This is a genomic window from Mycobacterium sp. 1423905.2 (assembly GCF_001673155.1).
Taxonomy (GTDB): domain Bacteria; phylum Actinomycetota; class Actinomycetes; order Mycobacteriales; family Mycobacteriaceae; genus Mycobacterium.
Genome location: NZ_LZLE01000324.1, coordinates 1 through 16,473, shown reverse-complemented (window position 1 = coordinate 16,473; position 16,473 = coordinate 1). Strand labels below are relative to the sequence as shown.

Annotated in this window: 12 protein-coding genes, 1 pseudogene and 2 riboswitches; of the genes and pseudogenes, 10 read left to right on the top strand and 3 right to left on the bottom strand. The window is 66.3% G+C overall.

Annotated elements, in window-relative coordinates; all coding sequences use genetic code 11:
* Window positions 1-27: 27 nt before the first annotated feature.
* From A9W95_RS21720 to metE, 7 genes are all read left to right on the top strand, one after another.
* Complete coding sequence (locus tag A9W95_RS21720) at window positions 28-1,170, top strand: acyl-CoA dehydrogenase family protein (RefSeq protein WP_067417606.1); 1,143 nt, start codon at window positions 28-30, stop codon at window positions 1,168-1,170.
* Window positions 1,167-2,267, top strand: a complete 1,101-nt coding sequence (locus A9W95_RS21715; RefSeq protein ID WP_067417603.1) for an acyl-CoA dehydrogenase family protein — start codon at window positions 1,167-1,169, stop codon at window positions 2,265-2,267. The genes A9W95_RS21720 and A9W95_RS21715 overlap by 4 nt, the downstream gene beginning before the upstream one ends.
* Window positions 2,264-3,193, top strand: coding sequence for an SDR family NAD(P)-dependent oxidoreductase (locus A9W95_RS21710; RefSeq protein ID WP_067417600.1), 930 nt, complete (start codon window positions 2,264-2,266; stop codon window positions 3,191-3,193). The genes A9W95_RS21715 and A9W95_RS21710 overlap by 4 nt, the downstream gene beginning before the upstream one ends.
* Window positions 3,194-3,351: 158 nt before the next feature.
* Window positions 3,352-4,611 carry a TetR/AcrR family transcriptional regulator gene (locus tag A9W95_RS21705; protein WP_067417597.1) on the top strand — a complete coding sequence of 420 codons (1,260 nt, stop codon included), beginning with the start codon at window positions 3,352-3,354 and terminating at the stop codon, window positions 4,609-4,611.
* A 9-nt stretch (window positions 4,612-4,620) separates the two neighbouring features.
* Window positions 4,621-5,271 carry an SDR family oxidoreductase gene (locus A9W95_RS21700; protein WP_067417594.1) on the top strand — a complete coding sequence of 217 codons (651 nt, stop codon included), beginning with the start codon at window positions 4,621-4,623 and terminating at the stop codon, window positions 5,269-5,271.
* Between the two features lie 76 nt (window positions 5,272-5,347).
* Window positions 5,348-6,523 carry a CdaR family transcriptional regulator gene (locus tag A9W95_RS21695; RefSeq protein ID WP_253851730.1) on the top strand — a complete coding sequence of 392 codons (1,176 nt, stop codon included), beginning with the start codon at window positions 5,348-5,350 and terminating at the stop codon, window positions 6,521-6,523.
* A 38-nt stretch (window positions 6,524-6,561) separates the two neighbouring features.
* Window positions 6,562-6,759: riboswitch (cobalamin riboswitch) on the top strand.
* Between the two features lie 133 nt (window positions 6,760-6,892).
* On the top strand, window positions 6,893-9,163 hold the full coding sequence (gene metE, locus A9W95_RS21690; RefSeq protein ID WP_067417658.1) for a 5-methyltetrahydropteroyltriglutamate--homocysteine S-methyltransferase: 2,271 nt from the start codon (window positions 6,893-6,895) through the stop codon (window positions 9,161-9,163).
* Between the two features lie 116 nt (window positions 9,164-9,279).
* Here the strand turns inward: metE and A9W95_RS21685 are convergent, their stop codons facing one another.
* Window positions 9,280-11,025, bottom strand: coding sequence for a DUF3556 domain-containing protein (locus A9W95_RS21685; RefSeq protein ID WP_067417591.1), 1,746 nt, complete (start codon window positions 11,023-11,025; stop codon window positions 9,280-9,282).
* A gap of 122 nt (window positions 11,026-11,147) precedes the next feature.
* Here A9W95_RS21685 and A9W95_RS21680 point away from each other — a divergent pair, with 122 nt between their 5' ends.
* Entirely contained in the window at window positions 11,148-11,357 is a 210-nt protein-coding gene (locus A9W95_RS21680) for a hypothetical protein (RefSeq protein ID WP_067417588.1), read from the top strand.
* 66 nt (window positions 11,358-11,423) lie between these two features.
* Window positions 11,424-11,601: riboswitch (cobalamin riboswitch) on the top strand.
* Window positions 11,602-11,635: 34 nt separating this feature from the next.
* Window positions 11,636-13,348, top strand: coding sequence for a PPE domain-containing protein (locus A9W95_RS21675; RefSeq protein ID WP_067417585.1), 1,713 nt, complete (start codon window positions 11,636-11,638; stop codon window positions 13,346-13,348).
* On the opposite strand, the gene prpD is transcribed toward A9W95_RS21675, so the two are convergent.
* Window positions 13,316-14,824, bottom strand: coding sequence for a 2-methylcitrate dehydratase PrpD (gene prpD, locus A9W95_RS21670; RefSeq protein ID WP_067417582.1), 1,509 nt, complete (start codon window positions 14,822-14,824; stop codon window positions 13,316-13,318). The two genes, A9W95_RS21675 and prpD, sit on opposite strands and share 33 nt — an antisense overlap.
* A gap of 173 nt (window positions 14,825-14,997) precedes the next feature.
* On the opposite strand from prpD, the gene A9W95_RS21665 reads away from it, so the two are divergent.
* Window positions 14,998-16,365: an FAD-dependent oxidoreductase gene (locus A9W95_RS21665; protein ID WP_067417579.1), complete on the top strand. Its 1,368-nt coding sequence runs from the start codon at window positions 14,998-15,000 to the stop codon at window positions 16,363-16,365.
* Window positions 16,366-16,374: 9 nt separating this feature from the next.
* Here A9W95_RS21665 and A9W95_RS21660 read toward each other — a convergent pair.
* A pseudogene (locus A9W95_RS21660) lies at window positions 16,375-16,473 on the bottom strand (type VII secretion protein EsxI); the annotation flags it as partial.

Sequence of the window (16,473 nt, the reverse complement as noted above, 5' to 3'; positions counted from 1 at the left end):
CGCAGTCAATTGAGTCGAGCAGGGAACGTGGATTTCTCCTACCCGGCGGAAGTCGAGAAGTTCCGCGACGAGTTGCGCGCTTGGCTGGCGGCACATCTGACCGACGAATTGATCGCCGCGCGCCGGCCGGCCGGCCGCAGCGACGAGGTGTTCGAACGGCTCCGGGAGTGGAACGCGACGATGGCCGACGCCGGTTGGGCGGCGGTGTCGTGGCCCGAGGAGTACGGTGGCCGCGGCGCGACAGTACTCGAGCAACTGGTCTACACCGAGGAGACGACGCGCGCTCGAGCGCCGTTGCCGCTCAACGTGATCGGGATGAACAACATCGCCCCGGCAATCATGCAGTATGGCACCGAAGAGCAGAAGACGACACTGCTGCCCCGCATGATGCGCGCCGACGACATCTGGTGCCAAGGCATGTCCGAGCCGGAGGCCGGATCTGACCTCGCTGCCTTGCGCACCCGCGCGACGCGTGCCAACGGTGACTTCGTCATCAGCGGTCAGAAAATCTGGACCTCGCTGGGTCACCGGGCGCAGTGGTGTCAGCTCTATGTGCGCACCGATCCGGAAGCGCCCAAGCACAAGGGCATTTCCTGCCTGATCGTCGATATGCGTTCGCCCGGCATCGAGGTGCGGCCGCTGGTGACGCTCAACGGTGACGCCGAGTTCGCCGAGGTGTTCTTTCACGACGTGCGAGTGCCGGTGGACGCGTTGCTCGGTCCGCTCAACAAAGGCTGGCAGGTTGCCACCACCACGCTGAGCCACGAGCGTGCCGGCGCCGCCCGCCTGTACGCCGAAATGCATGTACGACTGGAGGAACTGGTCGCCGACCTCGCCGCAGCAAACGCCCTCGAAGACCCGGTCACCCTGCGCCGCCTGGGTGAGATCGGTTTGCGCATCAAATATCTGGAAGTGCTGTGCCAGCGTTCGATTTCGGCGACCTTGCACGGTGGTGACGCGTTGGGCTCGGCCAGCCTGGCCAAGACCGTGTGGGGTGAGGTGGGTCAGAGTCTTGCGGCGCTGGCCTTCGACGTGTTGGGCACCGGCGGGTCCGACCGCCGCTGGGCCGAATACCGCTTGACCTCTCGTTCGCTGACGATCGCCGGCGGCACTACCCAGATCAACAAGAACATCACCGCGCAACGAGTGCTGGGGTTGCCGCGCCAATGAACTTGGAATTGTCTGACGAACAACTGGCGCTGCGCGACACGGTACGGCGCTTTCTTGCCGAGCGGGCATCGATTTCGGCCCATGTGCGTACGCTGCTCGACGATCCCGGCGGCACCACTGACACGGTGTGGCAGGGCCTGGCCCATCTGGGCACGACCGGGTTGCTGGTGCCCGCCGAATATGGCGGGGCCGGCATGACGATGGTCGAGGCCGGCGTGGTCGCCGAAGAACTCGGCGCTGCGCTGCATCCAGGGCCTTGGCTGTCCTGTGCCATCGCGGCGGTGCGGGCGCTCACCCGCTCGGGCGCCCAAGCATCAGGGGCGGAGATCCTCACCGGCATTGCCGGCGGCACCACCATCGCCAGCTTCGCCTCCGGTACCTCGGTGGCTGCCGTGCCGCGCAACGGACACGTCGTGCTCAAGGGCGACCTCGCCACGGTGCCCGACGCCGCAGCGGCCGACGTGTTGCTGGTCCTGGCCGACGACCGCGACGGGACAGCACTTTTCGCGGTGCAGACCGACGCAACCGGCGTTTCGGTGACAGCCGAGCGTGGAGTCGATCAGACCCGCAAGCTCTCTCGGGTGGAACTGGATGACGTCACGGCACAGTGGCTGGCCGCCCCGGCACCCGACGTCATCCAGGCAATCGTCGACGACGTATTGGTCGCCATGGCCGCCGACGCGCTGGGCGCCGCGCAAGCCGTGATGCAGTTGGCCATCGAATACGCCAAGGTGCGCAAGCAGTTTGGACAGGTCATCGGCTCGTTCCAGGCGGTGCAGCACCTGTGTGTCGACATGTATGAGACGGTCGAGTTGGCGCGCAGCGGCGTAATTCACGGGCTGTGGGCGGCCGACTGCGCCGCCGACGCCGAGGAACGGCATCTGGCCGCGGTTCGCGCCAAGGCCTTCGCCGGACGATTGGCCACCGTCGGCGACACTGCGATACAGGTGTTCGGCGGTATCGGCTACACCTGGGAACACGACGCTCATCTCTACCTCAAGCGCCTGTTGAGCTGGAGCAACTATCTCGGCGGCTCCGATGCCTATCTCGTCGAATTGGGCGCCCAGTTGGCACAGTCGAAAACGATTGACACGTGATCGATTTCACTGATCAAGCTGTCATCGTCACCGGCGCAGGACGCGGACTAGGGCGGTTGTACGCGTTGGAGTTGGCCGCACGCGGCGCCTCGGTAATAGTCAACGACCTGGGCGGAACCATGCACGGTGAGGGCGCCGATAGCAGCGTGGCCGACCAGGTCGTCGCTGAGATCGAGCAAGCCGGTGGAGTGGCGGTGGCGTCGTATGAATCCGTCGCCACCCCAGACGGTGGCGCGGCCATCGTCGCGACGGCGCTGGACCGCTTCGGCCGGGTCGACGCCGTGATCAGCAATGCCGGCATCTTCAACAGCGTTGCGTTCGAGGACTTGTCAGCCGAAGGCTGGCGGCAGATGCTCGCCGTGCACCTCGACGGCGGATTTTACTTGAGCCAACCCGCATATCGAGTGATGAAGGAACAGGGCTACGGCCGCTTCGTCTTCGTCTCGTCCTCCGGCGGCCTGTTCGGTCAGCCACTGGAAGCGCACTACGCCGCCGCCAAAGCCGGTTTGGTCGGGCTGACGAACGTCATCGCCCTTGAAGGCGCCGAACACGGCATCCTGGCGAACACCGTGCTGCCGTTCGGCTTCTCGCGCATGGTCACCGAAACCGTCGGTGACCCGAAAGCGCTCGAGCAAATCGGCTTCCTCGAAGTCATCAAACCCGAACTGGTCGTTCCGATGGTCGTCTTCCTGGCAAGTAAGGCGTGCGGCGTCAGCCACCAGAACTACTCGGCATGCGCGGGTCGCTTCGCGCGTGTGTTCGTCGGACTCGGCTCGGGCTGGCTGGCCGATGCCGGCAGCCAACCAACCGTCGAAGACATCGCTGCACGCCTGTCCGAGGTGTCCGCGACCGAACCGTTCACCGTGCCAGGGTCCATCTTCGAAGAAGTCTTCGGTGTCTGCGCACAACTGGGCGTCACCGCCTGAGCGCGGGCCGGTGTGCCCCTACAATGCGTTCACCACGGTTTCTAGCAGCGTGTTCACCGCGCACGGTTTGATAGTCTTCAACAAAGATTTGGTTCACCTCTCAGGACGGATCCGCATGGCGCCCACGCTGCAGTCCTTCGGGCACCGTCGCACCGGCCATGACTGAGAGTGCCACCGAAGCCGGGACCCGCCGGACCGAAATTCTGGAAACCGCCGCATCGCTCATCGCCTCGTCGGGCCTGCGTACCTCGTTGCAGGAGATCGCGGATGCCGCAGGGATTCTCCCCGGCAGCCTTTACCACCATTTCGAATCCAAAGAGGCCATCCTCGTCGAGTTGATCCGCCGGTATCAAGCTGATCTGCATCGCATCGGACTGGACGCTCAGGCGAAACTGGATCAACCCGACTCCCGACCGGCGGCCGCCAAGATAACCGAACTCGGCTCGGCGATCGCCAACTGCGCAGTACGGCACCGGGCCGCCCTGCAGATGTCGTTCTACGAAGGCCCCAGCGCCGACCCCGAATTGGTGAAGCTCACCCAACAGCGCCCCACGGCCGTCCAGGAAGCGATGCTGCAGACACTGCGCGCCGCGCGGTGGAGTGGCTACCTCAAACCCGAGCTGGATCTGCCCACCGTGGCCGACCGCGTCTGTCAGACCATGCTGCAGGTGGGGCTCGACGTCATACGGCACAACTCCTCGGCTGATCAGGTGGCGGCGCTGATGTGCCGAATCACGTTGCAAGGGTTGATGTCTGAATCGCCGACCGACGCCGCGCTGGACGAATCCGAGGCGCTGGCCGCCGCCAGCCAGGTCATCGCGTCGTGGGCCGACGACAGCGAGGCGGACCCGAGTGACAAAGCCGCCCACCTGCGCGCGGTGGCCCGTACGGAGTTCGGCCGCAGAGGATACGAAGTCACGACGATCAGAGACATCGCCGCGGCGGCGGGCCTGGGCACCGGAACCGTGTATCGGGTGATCGGATCCAAAGACCAGCTACTGGCGTCGATAATGCGCTCGTTCGGTCAGAAGGTGGAAGCGGGATGGGTGGCCGTGCTGCGCTCGACCGCCTCTCCGGTGGCCAAGCTGGACGCCCTGAGTTGGATCAATGTCAATGCGTTGGATCAATTCTCCGACGAGTTCCGGATCCAGCTGGCCTGGATGCGGCAGTCACCGCCCAACACCGCCAATCCCGGATGGTTGTACGCCACCCGGCTGCGGCAGATGAAAACGCTGCTCTCCGAAGGCATCCGGTGCGGTGAGATAAATATCGACGCACCGTCCACCGCGATGCTGGCGCGCTGCATCATTGGCATGCAATGGATCCCGGAGAACATTCTTCGTGCCGTCGGAACGCGGACGTCCCTGCTCCTGGCCCGCGACACCGTGCTGCGTGGGGTCGCCGTTCACAGCGCGTAGCGTCGAAGCATGGCGCACATCATCATCATCGGTGGCCACGGCAAGGTTGCGCTGCAACTGGCCCGTATTCTCACCGAGCGCGGCGACGAAGTCAGCTCCGTCTTCCGCAACCCCGACCACGCCGAGGATGTCGCCGCCACCGGCGCCAAACCGGTACCGGCCAATATCGAAAACCTCGAGACCGGTGCGCTGGCGGAGCTGCTGGCCGGTCACGACGCGGTGGTGTTCTCCGCCGGCGCGGGCGGCGGCAATCCGGCGCGTACCTACGCCGTCGACCGAGACGCGGCCATCCGAGTCATCGACGCTGCGGCCCGAGCCGGTGTTCGGCGGTTCGTCATGGTCTCCTACTTTGGCGCCGGTCGCGACCACGGCATACCGAAAGACGACCCGTTCTTCGCCTACGCCGAGGCCAAGGCCGCCGCCGACGCGCACCTGCGGGCCAGCAACCTGGCCTGGACCATCCTCGGTCCCGGCCGGTTGACCCTGGAAGCGGCGACCGGTCACATCGCCGTCGGCAAGGCCGACGGCGACGTCTCGCGCGCCGACGTCGCGCTCGTCATCGCCGCGGCGTTGACCGAGGACGCCACCGTCGGTCGCACCATCGACTTCAACAGCGGCGAGGTGCCGATCGCCACCGCCCTGGCGTCTGACCAACAGTGATGACCGTCTCACGGCCAATTCCATGAACACCTGCGAATACCCCATGCGAACTGCACCTGGGCCATAGAATCGGCGCGTGGTATGGCGAGCCCCTTCTCCGCGGATTCAAGAACTGATCCGCAAGGGTGCCCAAATGGCGCTCAACGCCAGCCCGGAATGGCTCAACGAGCTGGACCGGGTCACAATGGCCGCCAATTCCATCGCCGCGGACGCCAGCCTCGCGGCGGTGGCCGGGCGCTCCCAACGTGACAAGCTGATCGACTTCGCCTCGACCATGCTGCGCAACCCGGGTGCGATGCAGCGCTGGACCGAGATCGCGTTCGACCTGACCTCCGACCCGGAAGAATTGCGCGCGCTGCTCGCTGTGCCTTTCCAGTCGGCCGGCGAGTTCGTCGACCGCACGCTGGCCGGCATCTCCGGCCAGCCGCAGCCGGATCACGCCGAACTCACTCAAGACATCGCGACCCAACGCCGCAGGATCGTCGAACTGATCGTCGCGGGCGCACCGATTAGCCGCGAGCACGCGGAGGCGCGGCTGGACTACGCGTTCGAAAGGCTGCACACCGCAGCGGTCATCTGGTGCGATGAACCCGACCGGGACCAGGGCCGGCTGGACCGGGCCGTCGAAGCGTTCAGCCGGGCCGTCGGGTGTAGCCGCCCGCTCAAAGTGGTCCCGAGCGAAACGACTCGGTGGGTGTGGGTGAAAGACATTGCCTCCCTTAATGTTGACGAGCTGAGCGACGCACTCGCCAAGATCACCGGCGCGCGGATCGCGATCGGTCCGACCGCCCGCGGTATGGAAGGCTTCCGCCGCAGCCACCTGGACGCGCTGACCACCCAGCGCATGGTGGCGCGGCTGCAATCCCCGCAACGAGTCGCCTTCTTCGCCGATGTGCGCATGGTCGCGTTGCTCACTGAAAATCAAGACGGCGCAGACGATTTCATCAAGACCACGCTGGGTGATTTCGCGTCGGCCAGCCCAGCGCTGCACACCACGGTGCTGACCTATATCAACGCCGAATGCAACGCGTCGCGCGCGGCGAAATTGCTCTACACGCACCGCAATACGCTGCTGAATAGGCTGGAGACCGCGCAACGGCTGCTCCCCCGGCCCCTCGAGCAGACGCTCGTGGAGGTCGCCGTCGCCATCAAGGCGCTGCAGTGGCGCGGCAACCAAGACAGCGACTCCGCCGACGCCGAGGTCGCGCCGCAGCACAGCGGCCCGGTGCCGACCGGTCTGACCGCGGAGTAATCTGGTCGACGCAGCTGGTCTGCTGCCGCCGCAAGGCGTCAGCATCGAGCGACGCATGCTCGCCATGCCTCGTGAGAGGGAACCCGGTGGAAATCCGGGACTGTCCCGCAGCGGTGTGCAGGAACGACCGCCGTCTTAAGCACTGGTCGCACGACTGGGAAGCGACGGCCATTAGGAGCACCACACTCGGTGCGCGCCTGCGAGTCCGAAGACCTGCCGGCTGTGCCGGGCGCGCCGCGTCCGGCGGCTCATCGCCTCGTGGAATGGGCGTTTGGCCGTAGTTGTTGCGGTGCCATGTACGGCCACCGCAGCAGGCTCGGCTGCGCGTCCGCGGGCGGTGACCACACCGTCGAAGTGAAGGACCGCCAAGTGACCGCTCAACCATTCACCGCCACCATCACCGGCTCTCCGCGCATCGGCCCGCGCCGCGAACTCAAACGCGCGACCGAGGGCTACTGGAACGGTCGCACCAGTCGATCCGACTTGGAGTCAGTGGCCGCCACGCTGCGCCGCGACACCTGGTCGGGCCTGGCCGCCGCCGGCTTGGACTCGGTGCCGATCAACACGTTCTCCTACTACGACCAGATGCTCGACACCGCGGTCATGCTCGGGGCGCTGCCGGACCGGGTCACCAAGGTCTCCGACGACCTGGACCGCTACTTCGCCGCCGCCCGCGGCACCGACGAGATCGCTCCGCTGGAGATGACCAAGTGGTTCGACACCAACTACCACTACCTAGTCCCGGAGATCGGGCCGTCGACCTCGTTCAGCCTGCACCCGGACAAGGTGCTCTCCGAACTCAAAGAGGCTCAAGAGCAGGGCATCCCAGCCCGCCCGGTGGTCATCGGGCCGGTCACGTTCTTGCTGCTGAGCAAGGCAGTCGACGGCGGTTCCGCGCCGATCGAGCGCTTGGAAGAGCTGTTGCCGATCTACGCCGAACTGCTGTCTCTGCTCGCCGACGGCGGTGCGGCCTGGGTCCAATTGGACGAGCCGGCACTGGTCACCGACATCAGCGCCGACGCGCCTGCCTTGGCCGAACGGATGTACACCGCGCTGGGGTCGCTGACCAAACGGCCGGCCCTGCATGTGGCCACCTACTTCGGTGACCCGGGCGCCGGCCTGGCCGCGCTGGCCCGCACGCCGGTCGAGGCGATCGGTGTAGACCTGGTGGCCGGCGCGGACACCGCGATCGCCGCGGTTCCGGAGTTGGCGAACAAGACGCTGGTCGCCGGCATCGTCGACGGACGCAACATCTGGCGCACGGATCTGGCGGCGGCCCTGGGCAAGCTTGCGACGCTGCTGGGTTCGGCGGCCACCGTCGCCGTGTCCACGTCCTGCTCGACGCTGCACGTGCCCTATTCGCTCGAGCCGGAGACCGAACTGGACGACAGCCTGCGCAGCTGGCTGGCGTTCGGCGCGGAGAAGGTCACCGAAGTGGTGACGCTGGCGCGCGCCCTGCGCGACGGACGCGATGCCGTCGCCGACGAGATCGCGGCGTCGAATGCGGCCGTGGCGTCGCGCAAGCGCGATCCGCGGTTGCACAACGGCCAGGTGCGGGCCCGCATCGACTCCATCGTGGCCTCCGGCGCCCACCGCGGCGACGCGGCGCGTCGCCGGCAGAGCCAGGAAGCGCGGCTTGGGCTGCCGCCGCTACCCACCACCACGATCGGCTCGTACCCGCAAACCTCGGCAATCCGCAAGGCGCGCGCGGCGTTTCGCGCCGGTGAGATCGACGAAGCGGAATACGAGCGGCGGATGAAGGCCGAGATCGCCGACGTCATCAAGTTGCAGGAAGATCTCGGCCTCGACGTGCTGGTGCACGGTGAGCCAGAGCGCAACGACATGGTGCAGTACTTCGCCGAGCAGTTGCAGGGCTTCTTCGCCACCCAGAACGGCTGGGTGCAGTCCTACGGCAGCCGGTGCGTGCGGCCGCCGATCCTGTACGGCGACGTGGTCCGCCCCAATGCCATGACGGTCGACTGGATCAGGTATGCCCAATCCCTGACCGACAAGCCGGTCAAGGGCATGCTCACCGGGCCGGTCACCATCCTGGCGTGGTCGTTCGTGCGCGACGACCAGCCGCTGGCCGATACCGCCAACCAAGTGGCGCTGGCGATTCGGGACGAGACGGTGGACCTGCAGTCCGCGGGCATCGCGGTGATCCAAGTCGACGAGCCCGCGCTGCGTGAGCTGCTGCCGCTGCGGCGCGCCGATCAGGACGACTACTTGCGTTGGGCCGTCGGCGCTTTCCGGTTGGCCACCTCCGGCGTGGCCGACTCGACGCAGATCCACACCCACCTGTGCTATTCGGAGTTCGGGGAGGTCATCGGCGCCATCTCCGATCTGGACGCCGACGTCACCTCGATCGAAGCGGCCCGGTCACGCATGGAGGTGCTCGACGACCTGAACGCGGTCGGCTTTGCCAACAGTGTTGGCCCGGGTGTCTATGACATCCATTCGCCTCGGGTGCCCAGCACCGCTGAGATGGCCGAGTCGTTACGCGCGGCGCTGCAAGCCGTTCCCCCGCAACGGCTTTGGGTGAATCCCGACTGCGGCCTCAAGACTCGCAACGTTGATGAGGTGACCGCGTCGCTGAGGAACATGGTGGCCGCCGCGCAACAGGTGCGAGCGCAGGTGTAGCCCCGGCGTGGAGTGTGCGTTCACGGCTTCGAGCGGGCGCCCAGGGCGCGATTTGCGTCCATTCGCCGCCGTGGCTACCCAACCGATGCCGCGGACGCACACTCGACGCGCCGGGCTCAGGCCCGGCGGGCCTCGTCACCGGAGAGCACCTGCACCGGCACGTCGTCGTCCCAGGGTTGACGGGTCACCATGTCGGCGACTTTGACCACGCCGCGCTCGAATTCGCCGGTGGCGGCGTCCACCAGGCGGTAGTGCTGGGTCTGCCGATGAATCGGCTGGGCGTCGAGCATCACGATGCGTACCTCGCCGGGTTCGAAGTGACACCGCTTCTGCAAAGCCGCGACCAACTGCTCGTTGGTCATGTGTCCGTCGCCGAAGTTCCAGCCGATCGCGGTGCTGCAGATGCGTTCTCCGTCGGTGAGGACGTACTCGTTCTCGTCATGGCCGGCCATCGCCCGGTGCGCCAGCGTGAACAGCGCCCGGCCGTGAGTGTTGAAGGACCGGAACGCATATCCCATGTACATCGGGATTTGCGCCTTCTCCCTGCTGCCGTAGAACTTCTCCAGTTGCGCGGCGGGCATGCTCGCGATGGCGACGATGCCGTTGGCGATCTTGGCATCGGCGGACGGCTTGATGCACCACAGCGAAGTGTCCCAGTTGCCCGCGTAGTAGCGCATGCCGGGCAGGAAGGAAACCTTGCGCGGGAACAGGTTTCCGATCGCCACGGTTCCCGCGACGACGGCCAGCAGGACGATCGGCAGCGGGGTGGTCAAGTCGCTCAGCCCCGCATTGGCGTGCCCGACGAACAGGGCCAGCACGCTGAACATCATGAACACGTTCCATTCCAGCGGCACACCCATCGGAATCGCCGACAGGATCCCGAAGTGGAAGCACAACATGACGAACGCGGCGATCGCGGTGGGCCAGCCGCCGTGGCTGAAGAACAACACCAGCGGCACCAAGCCCTCGATGGCCGTGCTGAAATGCGCCAGCACCCGCGACGGCCGTCCCGGCCGCAGGTCATCCGGGAAGTGCTCGAAGAACGCCCGTTTGATGAACTTAGGCCGCAGCACCGGGTTGTTGCTCATCATCGTCGAGATCACGAACGGAAAGTGCTTGTTCAGCTTGGAGGTGGCCGCACCCAGCCAGATGACCAGGCACACCAGCTTGGCGCCGATGATCATGTCCACCCCGTAACCGGTGAACAGGAAGGCGACGGTGAACGAGGCGTACACCTCGCCGCGGGCGGCCAGGAAGATGACCTTGTCGCGCAGGCCCAAAACCGCCAGCACCCCGAGCACCGCCCAGATCTGCCAGGCCGGCAGCACCCCGACCGCCGTCCCCAATCCCGCAGCGGGCCCGGTGCCGTCGGAAAAGATGGCGATCGTCAGCAGCACCAGCAATGCGCCGTACAACAGGGCGTCAACCGGGGTGCGGGTGTCGCCGCTGGTCAGCGGGATCCGGTTCGGCCACGGCGGCAAGCGGATGGTGCCGGGCCGCAGCCAGTACAGGATGGAACCCAGCGGTGGGAAGAACCGATTGTTCAGCGGCCCGAAACCACAGCCGAGGCCCACCACCTCGAACAGCATGGTGTAGAGCACGACCTTCTCGAACACGATCGGTTCGGCGTACCAGTGGGCGACGTTGGTGAAGCCGTCGATTCCCTTGGTAGTCAGCACGATCAGCCACGCCGCCAGGATGTAGAGCAGGATTTTGACGACGTAGAACAGGTGCAGCACCACCGGCGTGCCGAAGCCCACCTCGGCCCAGTGCCGGGCCATCGGAACGATCTTTTCGGCGCGGGTGCCCTTGTTCCACTCCTCGAAGTCGATCTCCGGAGTCTCCTGTTTGAGGAATCCCATGGTTTGACAGATTAGAACGTGTTCTAGCCGTGCGGTATGGGAATTTTTGTCAGCCGCCGCGGCCAGGACTACGGTGAACCTCAGTCCGCCTCCTGGCCAGGCGGCAGAGGGAGAAGACCACCATGAACAAGCTGCGGTCCGTCGTCCTCGTCAGTTTGCCCGTGAGCTTCCTCTTCGCCGGCGGCGTCGCGGCCGCCGACACCCCTGCCGCAGGAGATTCCTGCACGGTGTTTCACGCCACCACCGAAGACGCCAATGGCCGAACCATGTGGTGCAACCCCACGATGACCGGCAACCACAGCCTGGTGTGGCAATACGGCGGTCCGGAATAATCGAGCTGAACTCAGGGCTTTGCTGGCGCGGTTAGGCCGCCCGCTATTTCCGGTCGTGCCGGGACGCTCAGCGTGCAACAATAAGCCGCGTAAGGCTATGACAACGTAGGAAGCCGGTGCGAAGCCGGCGCGGTCCCGCCACTGTAATCGGGGAGCGAACCTCATAAGCCACGGCCATGGGCTGGAAGGCGAGGCGAGCGGCGATCCGAGAGCCAGGAGACTCGGGTCATAGCGTCCTGCTAACCCGGGGCGGTGCACCCCGAGAGAGCTAGCCCGCCATGACGCTTCCTGTCGTTCCGAGCGGCCTTGCCGCTACCCCTATTTGGTTCGCTTCACCGCCAGAGGTGCATTCCGCGTTACTCAGCAGCGGCGCGGGCCCGGGTCCGTTGTTGGCGGCCGCGGTCGCGTGGAAATCGCTGAGCGTTGCCTACGCCGAGACCGCCGACGAGCTGACCGCGGTGCTGGCCTCGACGCAGGCTACCTGGGCCGGTCCCACGGCGGCGGCATACGCTGCCGCCCACGCGCCGTATCTGGCGTGGCTCACCCAAGCCAGCGCCGACAGCGCCGCCATGGCCACCCAACAGGAGATCGCGGCCGGTGCCTACACCACTGCGCTGGCCGCGATGCCGACGCTGGCCGAACTGGCCGCCAATCACGCCACGCACGCGGTGTTGATGGCGACCAACTTCTTCGGCATCAACACCATCCCGATCGCGCTCAATGAGGCCGACTATGCGCGGATGTGGATTCAGGCGGCCACCGTGATGAGCGGCTATCAGGCGATGACGACGGCGGCCCTGGCGTCGTCGCCGCAAACCCTGCCGGCGCCGCAGATCATGACCGCCGATGCGCAACGGGTCGCCGCCGCCGAGGCGATGGAATTACCGCCCGACCGACAGAACGAATTCCTGCAATGGCTGCAAGACCTGGGTTACCTCGATTTCTACGACACTTACCTACAACCGTTGATCAATGCGCTGTCCGAATTGCCGTTCTTCCAAGCGCTGTTTTCCGGATTCGATCCGTACCTGGTGATTCTCGGTAATCCACTGAGCTATCTCAGTCCGTTCAACATCGCGTTCGCCCTCGGCTATCCGATGGATATCGGCACCTATGTCGTTCTGCTGTCGCAGATGTTCTCCTTCGTCGCTTTGGACCTGACCGCGGCGTTTGCTTCGGGCAATCCGGCGACCATCGGCTTCACCATCTTGTTCACCACCGTGGAAGTGATCGGGACGGTGATCACCGACACCATCGCGCTGCTGAAGACGTTGCTCGAGCAGACCGCGGTGTTGCTCACGGTCTTGGTGCCCCTGCTGACGTCCCCTCTGATTCCGTTGGCCGCCGGTGCGGTGCTGGCCCCGATCGGCATCAAGGGCTTGGCGGTGCTGGCGGCCATGCCGCCCCCGGCCCTCCCCGTCGCCGTGCCCGTCGCCCCGCCGGTCGTTGCGCTCGCTCCGGGCATCCCGACGACTACCGCCCCCGCGCCCGCTGCGGCCCCCGCGACCGCGCCGACGCCGGCGTCCGCCGCGCCACCGCCGCCGAGCACCGCACCGCCGCCGGCGGCCGGTTCGGGACTGCCGGCGGCGCTGCAGAACTTTGGCTACCTGGTCGGCGATCTGAACTTGGCCGCTCAACGACCGTTCGCCGCCGCCGCTCGAGGGAAGGCGCCCGAGCCCGACAGCGCCGATGTGCCGGCGGCGGCAGCGACACCCGAGGAACAGCCGCGCGCCGATCGGCGCCGCAAGGCGACGGCGAAGAAGTTGGGACGCGGTTACGAATATGTGGACTTGGAGGCCGAAGGCGCCGGCGAACGCGTCTCCGCCATAGGATTCGCCGGCGTGACGGGCAAGTCCGGCATGGGATCTGCCGGCGTGGCGGGCTTGAAGTCGGTGTCTCACAGAGACTTCGACGACCACCCCCGGATGCCGATGTTGCCGAGCACGTGGCAAGCCGGCTCATCCGAAGATGCCGGGCCCGACGACGGGTGACTTGTCGAGCACCAGCGGATCGACGATCGGGTTCAGCTCGCCCAGGGTGCCCGCGCGCAGGGCCGCCAAGTCGTCGACCAGCGACAGGAACCGCTGTTGTTCGGCCTCGTCGAGCACGCCGTTGGCCAACTCGGTGAATTTGGTCACGTACTGCTCGCGGTGAAACGGCCTGGCGCCCAATGGATGTGCGTCGGCGACCGCGAGCTCATCGACGATCACCGCACCACTTCTCATGGTGACCTCCGCGCGGGCGCCGAACGCTTTCTGGGCCGGTTCTTCGGCGTGGTAGCGCCGGGTCCACTCGGGGTCTTCCCGTGTGGAGATCTTGCGCCACAACGCAACTGTGTCTGGGCGGTGCGCCCGCTGCGGCGTGTAGGAGCGCTCATGATGCCAGGCGCCGTCCTGCAATGCGACAGCGAAGATGTACATCACCGAATGGTCCAGCGTTTCGCGGGACGCGTCGGGATCGAACTTCTGTGGATCGTTGGAGCCGGTACCGATCACGTGATGGGTGTGGTGGCTGGTGTGCAACACGATCGTTTCGACCTCGTCGAGGTCATCGATGCGGTGCCGCATCCGACGGGCGAGATCGATGAGGGCTTGGCTTTGGTATTCGGCCGAATGCTCTTTGGTGTAGCTGTCCAGGATGGCGCGCTTGGGTTCACCCGGTGCGGGCAGCGGGACATGGTAGGTGTGGTCCGGGCCGGACAGCAGCCAGGCGATTACCCCGTCTTCGCCTTCCCAGATGGGAGCCGGTGCGCCTTCCCCGCGCATGGCACGGTCGACGGCTTCGATCGCGACCTTGCTTGCCCACGCCGGCGCGAACGCCTTCCAGCTCGAGATCAGCCCCTTGCGGGACTGCCGGGTGGCTGTCGTCAGGTGCAGCGCCTGACTGATCGCCGCATAGATCTGATCCGGGCTCAGTTCCAGCATGGTGCCCAGCCCGGCCGCCACCGCGGGACCCAAGTGGGCGACGTGGTCAATTTTATGCTCGTGCAGACATATTCCCTTGGCCAGGTCGATCTGTATCTCGTAAGCGGTTGCCACGCCGCGGATCAGGGCCGCACCGCCCAGGCCCAGGTGCTGCGCGACGGCCAGCAGGGCTGGGATGTTGTCTGCGGGGTGTGAGTACTCCGCGGCCAAGAAGGTGTCGTGGAAGTCCAGTTCGCGGACCGCGACGCCGTTGGCCCAGGCCGCCCACTCCGGCGCGTAGTCGCCCGCGACGCCGAACACCTTGGCGCCGCGGTGGGGGTCGGGATGCGCGAGCGCCTGGGCTCGCGCGACGGCCACCGGGCGGCGCAGGGCGGCGGCCGCAGCAACCGCCGCGTTGTCGATGATGCGGTTGATGACCATGGCTTCGGTCTCGGGCGGCACGGCCACCGGGTCCACGGCAACTTCGGCGATCTTCCAGGCCAGGTGTTCGGTGCGTGGGAAGTCGTCGACGCTGCGCCGGGTTCGGACGTCATGGATGCGCATAAGCCGCACCCTACGCAGCCGTGCCGCGCCGAACCGACGCTCGTCGATGTGTCATCGCAAATGTGTTGGCTCTCATAATCTTTCGGCGAATGTGCAGAAACGCCATTCTTAAAGCCAACTAACCGGTGTAGCTTGCTGCTGGGGCAGCACGGGGTCAGACGAGGAGTCACGGCGTGTCCGATGTCGATTATTGCGTGGTGGGCGCGGGATTCGCTGGCCTGACGGCTGCGCTGCGGCTGCGACAGGCGGGCCGCTCGGTGGCGCTCCTTGAGGCTCGCGACCGAGTCGGTGGTCGCACCTATACGGTCACCCGCGACGACGGTGTTTGGATCGACCGCGGCGGCGCGTGGATCGGGCCCGGACAGGACCGCGTCTACGCGCTGATGCACGAGTTCGGCGTACCGGAATACAAGCAGCACAACGACGGTGACGCCATGATGATCGTGGGCGGAAAGAAGCATCGCTACGGCGGCAAACTGCCGTGGACGATGAGCCCGTGGGCCGTCGCGAACTTGGGTATCGCCCTGATGGCCGTGGAAAAGATGTGCAAGAGCATTCCACACGAAAACCCTTGGGAGGCAGCCGATGCCGCCGAGTGGGACCGGATCAGTCTTGGTGAGTGGATCCAGGCCAACGTGATGTCCAAGCCGGCCCGCGACATGCTGGACATGGCGCTGGGCGGCTTGTACACCTGCGCGGCCACTGAGGTGTCTTTGCTGTGGGCGCTGTTGCAGATGGCCTCCGGCGGTGGTCCCGGCTTTTGCATCACCGGCAAAGGCGGATCGCAGGATGCACGTCCGGTCGGCGGTATGGGGGCGATCTACGGCCGCGTTGCCGCCCAACTCGGTGAGGCGCTGCACCTGCGGCAGCCGGTCCGGCGCATCACCCAGGACCCCGACGGTGTCACCGTGGTGTCCGAGGACATGACGGTGCGCGCTGACCGGGTCATCGTGGCCATTCCGATGGCCATCGCCGGCTCCATCGACTACGAGCCCATGCTGCCCGCGGACCGTTCGCTGCTGCATCAACGCATGCCCGGCGGCGCGGTGATCAAGGTTTCGCTGATCTACGATGAGCCGTTCTGGCGCGCCGACGGGTTGTCCGGCCAGTCGGCGGCGGCGGGGACACCGGTCCCCGTCACCATCGACGCCTGCACTGACAGCGGCAGTCCGGGGATCATGTGCGCGATCATCGAGGGACCTGCCGCGCGAGCACTGACCAGACTCGATGACACCTCGAGAAGGACGATCGTCACCGATGAACTCGTCGACCGGTTCGGCGACAAGGCGAAGTCGGTTCTCGAGTATCACGAGCAGAATTGGACCGTCGAACGGTACTCGGGTGGCGGGATGATCAGTCACACCCCGACCGGTGTGCTCACCGAGTACGGCCCGGTCCTGCGGCCACCATGTGGGCGAGTCCACTGGGCCGGCACCGAGACCTCGACCACCATGTGCGGCTGGGTCGACGGCGCCATTCGCTCCGGGGAGCGGGCCGCCGCCGAAGTGCTGGCGACCCACGCCGCCGCCACGGTCACCTAGCCGCGCGGCCTAAGCCCAGCTGGAGCCGACCGCGGAGTCGGTTTGGGCCATGTTGCTGCCCGCCGACTGCACCTTCTGGCCGTGGCTGTTGGCCTGCTCGTAGATCAC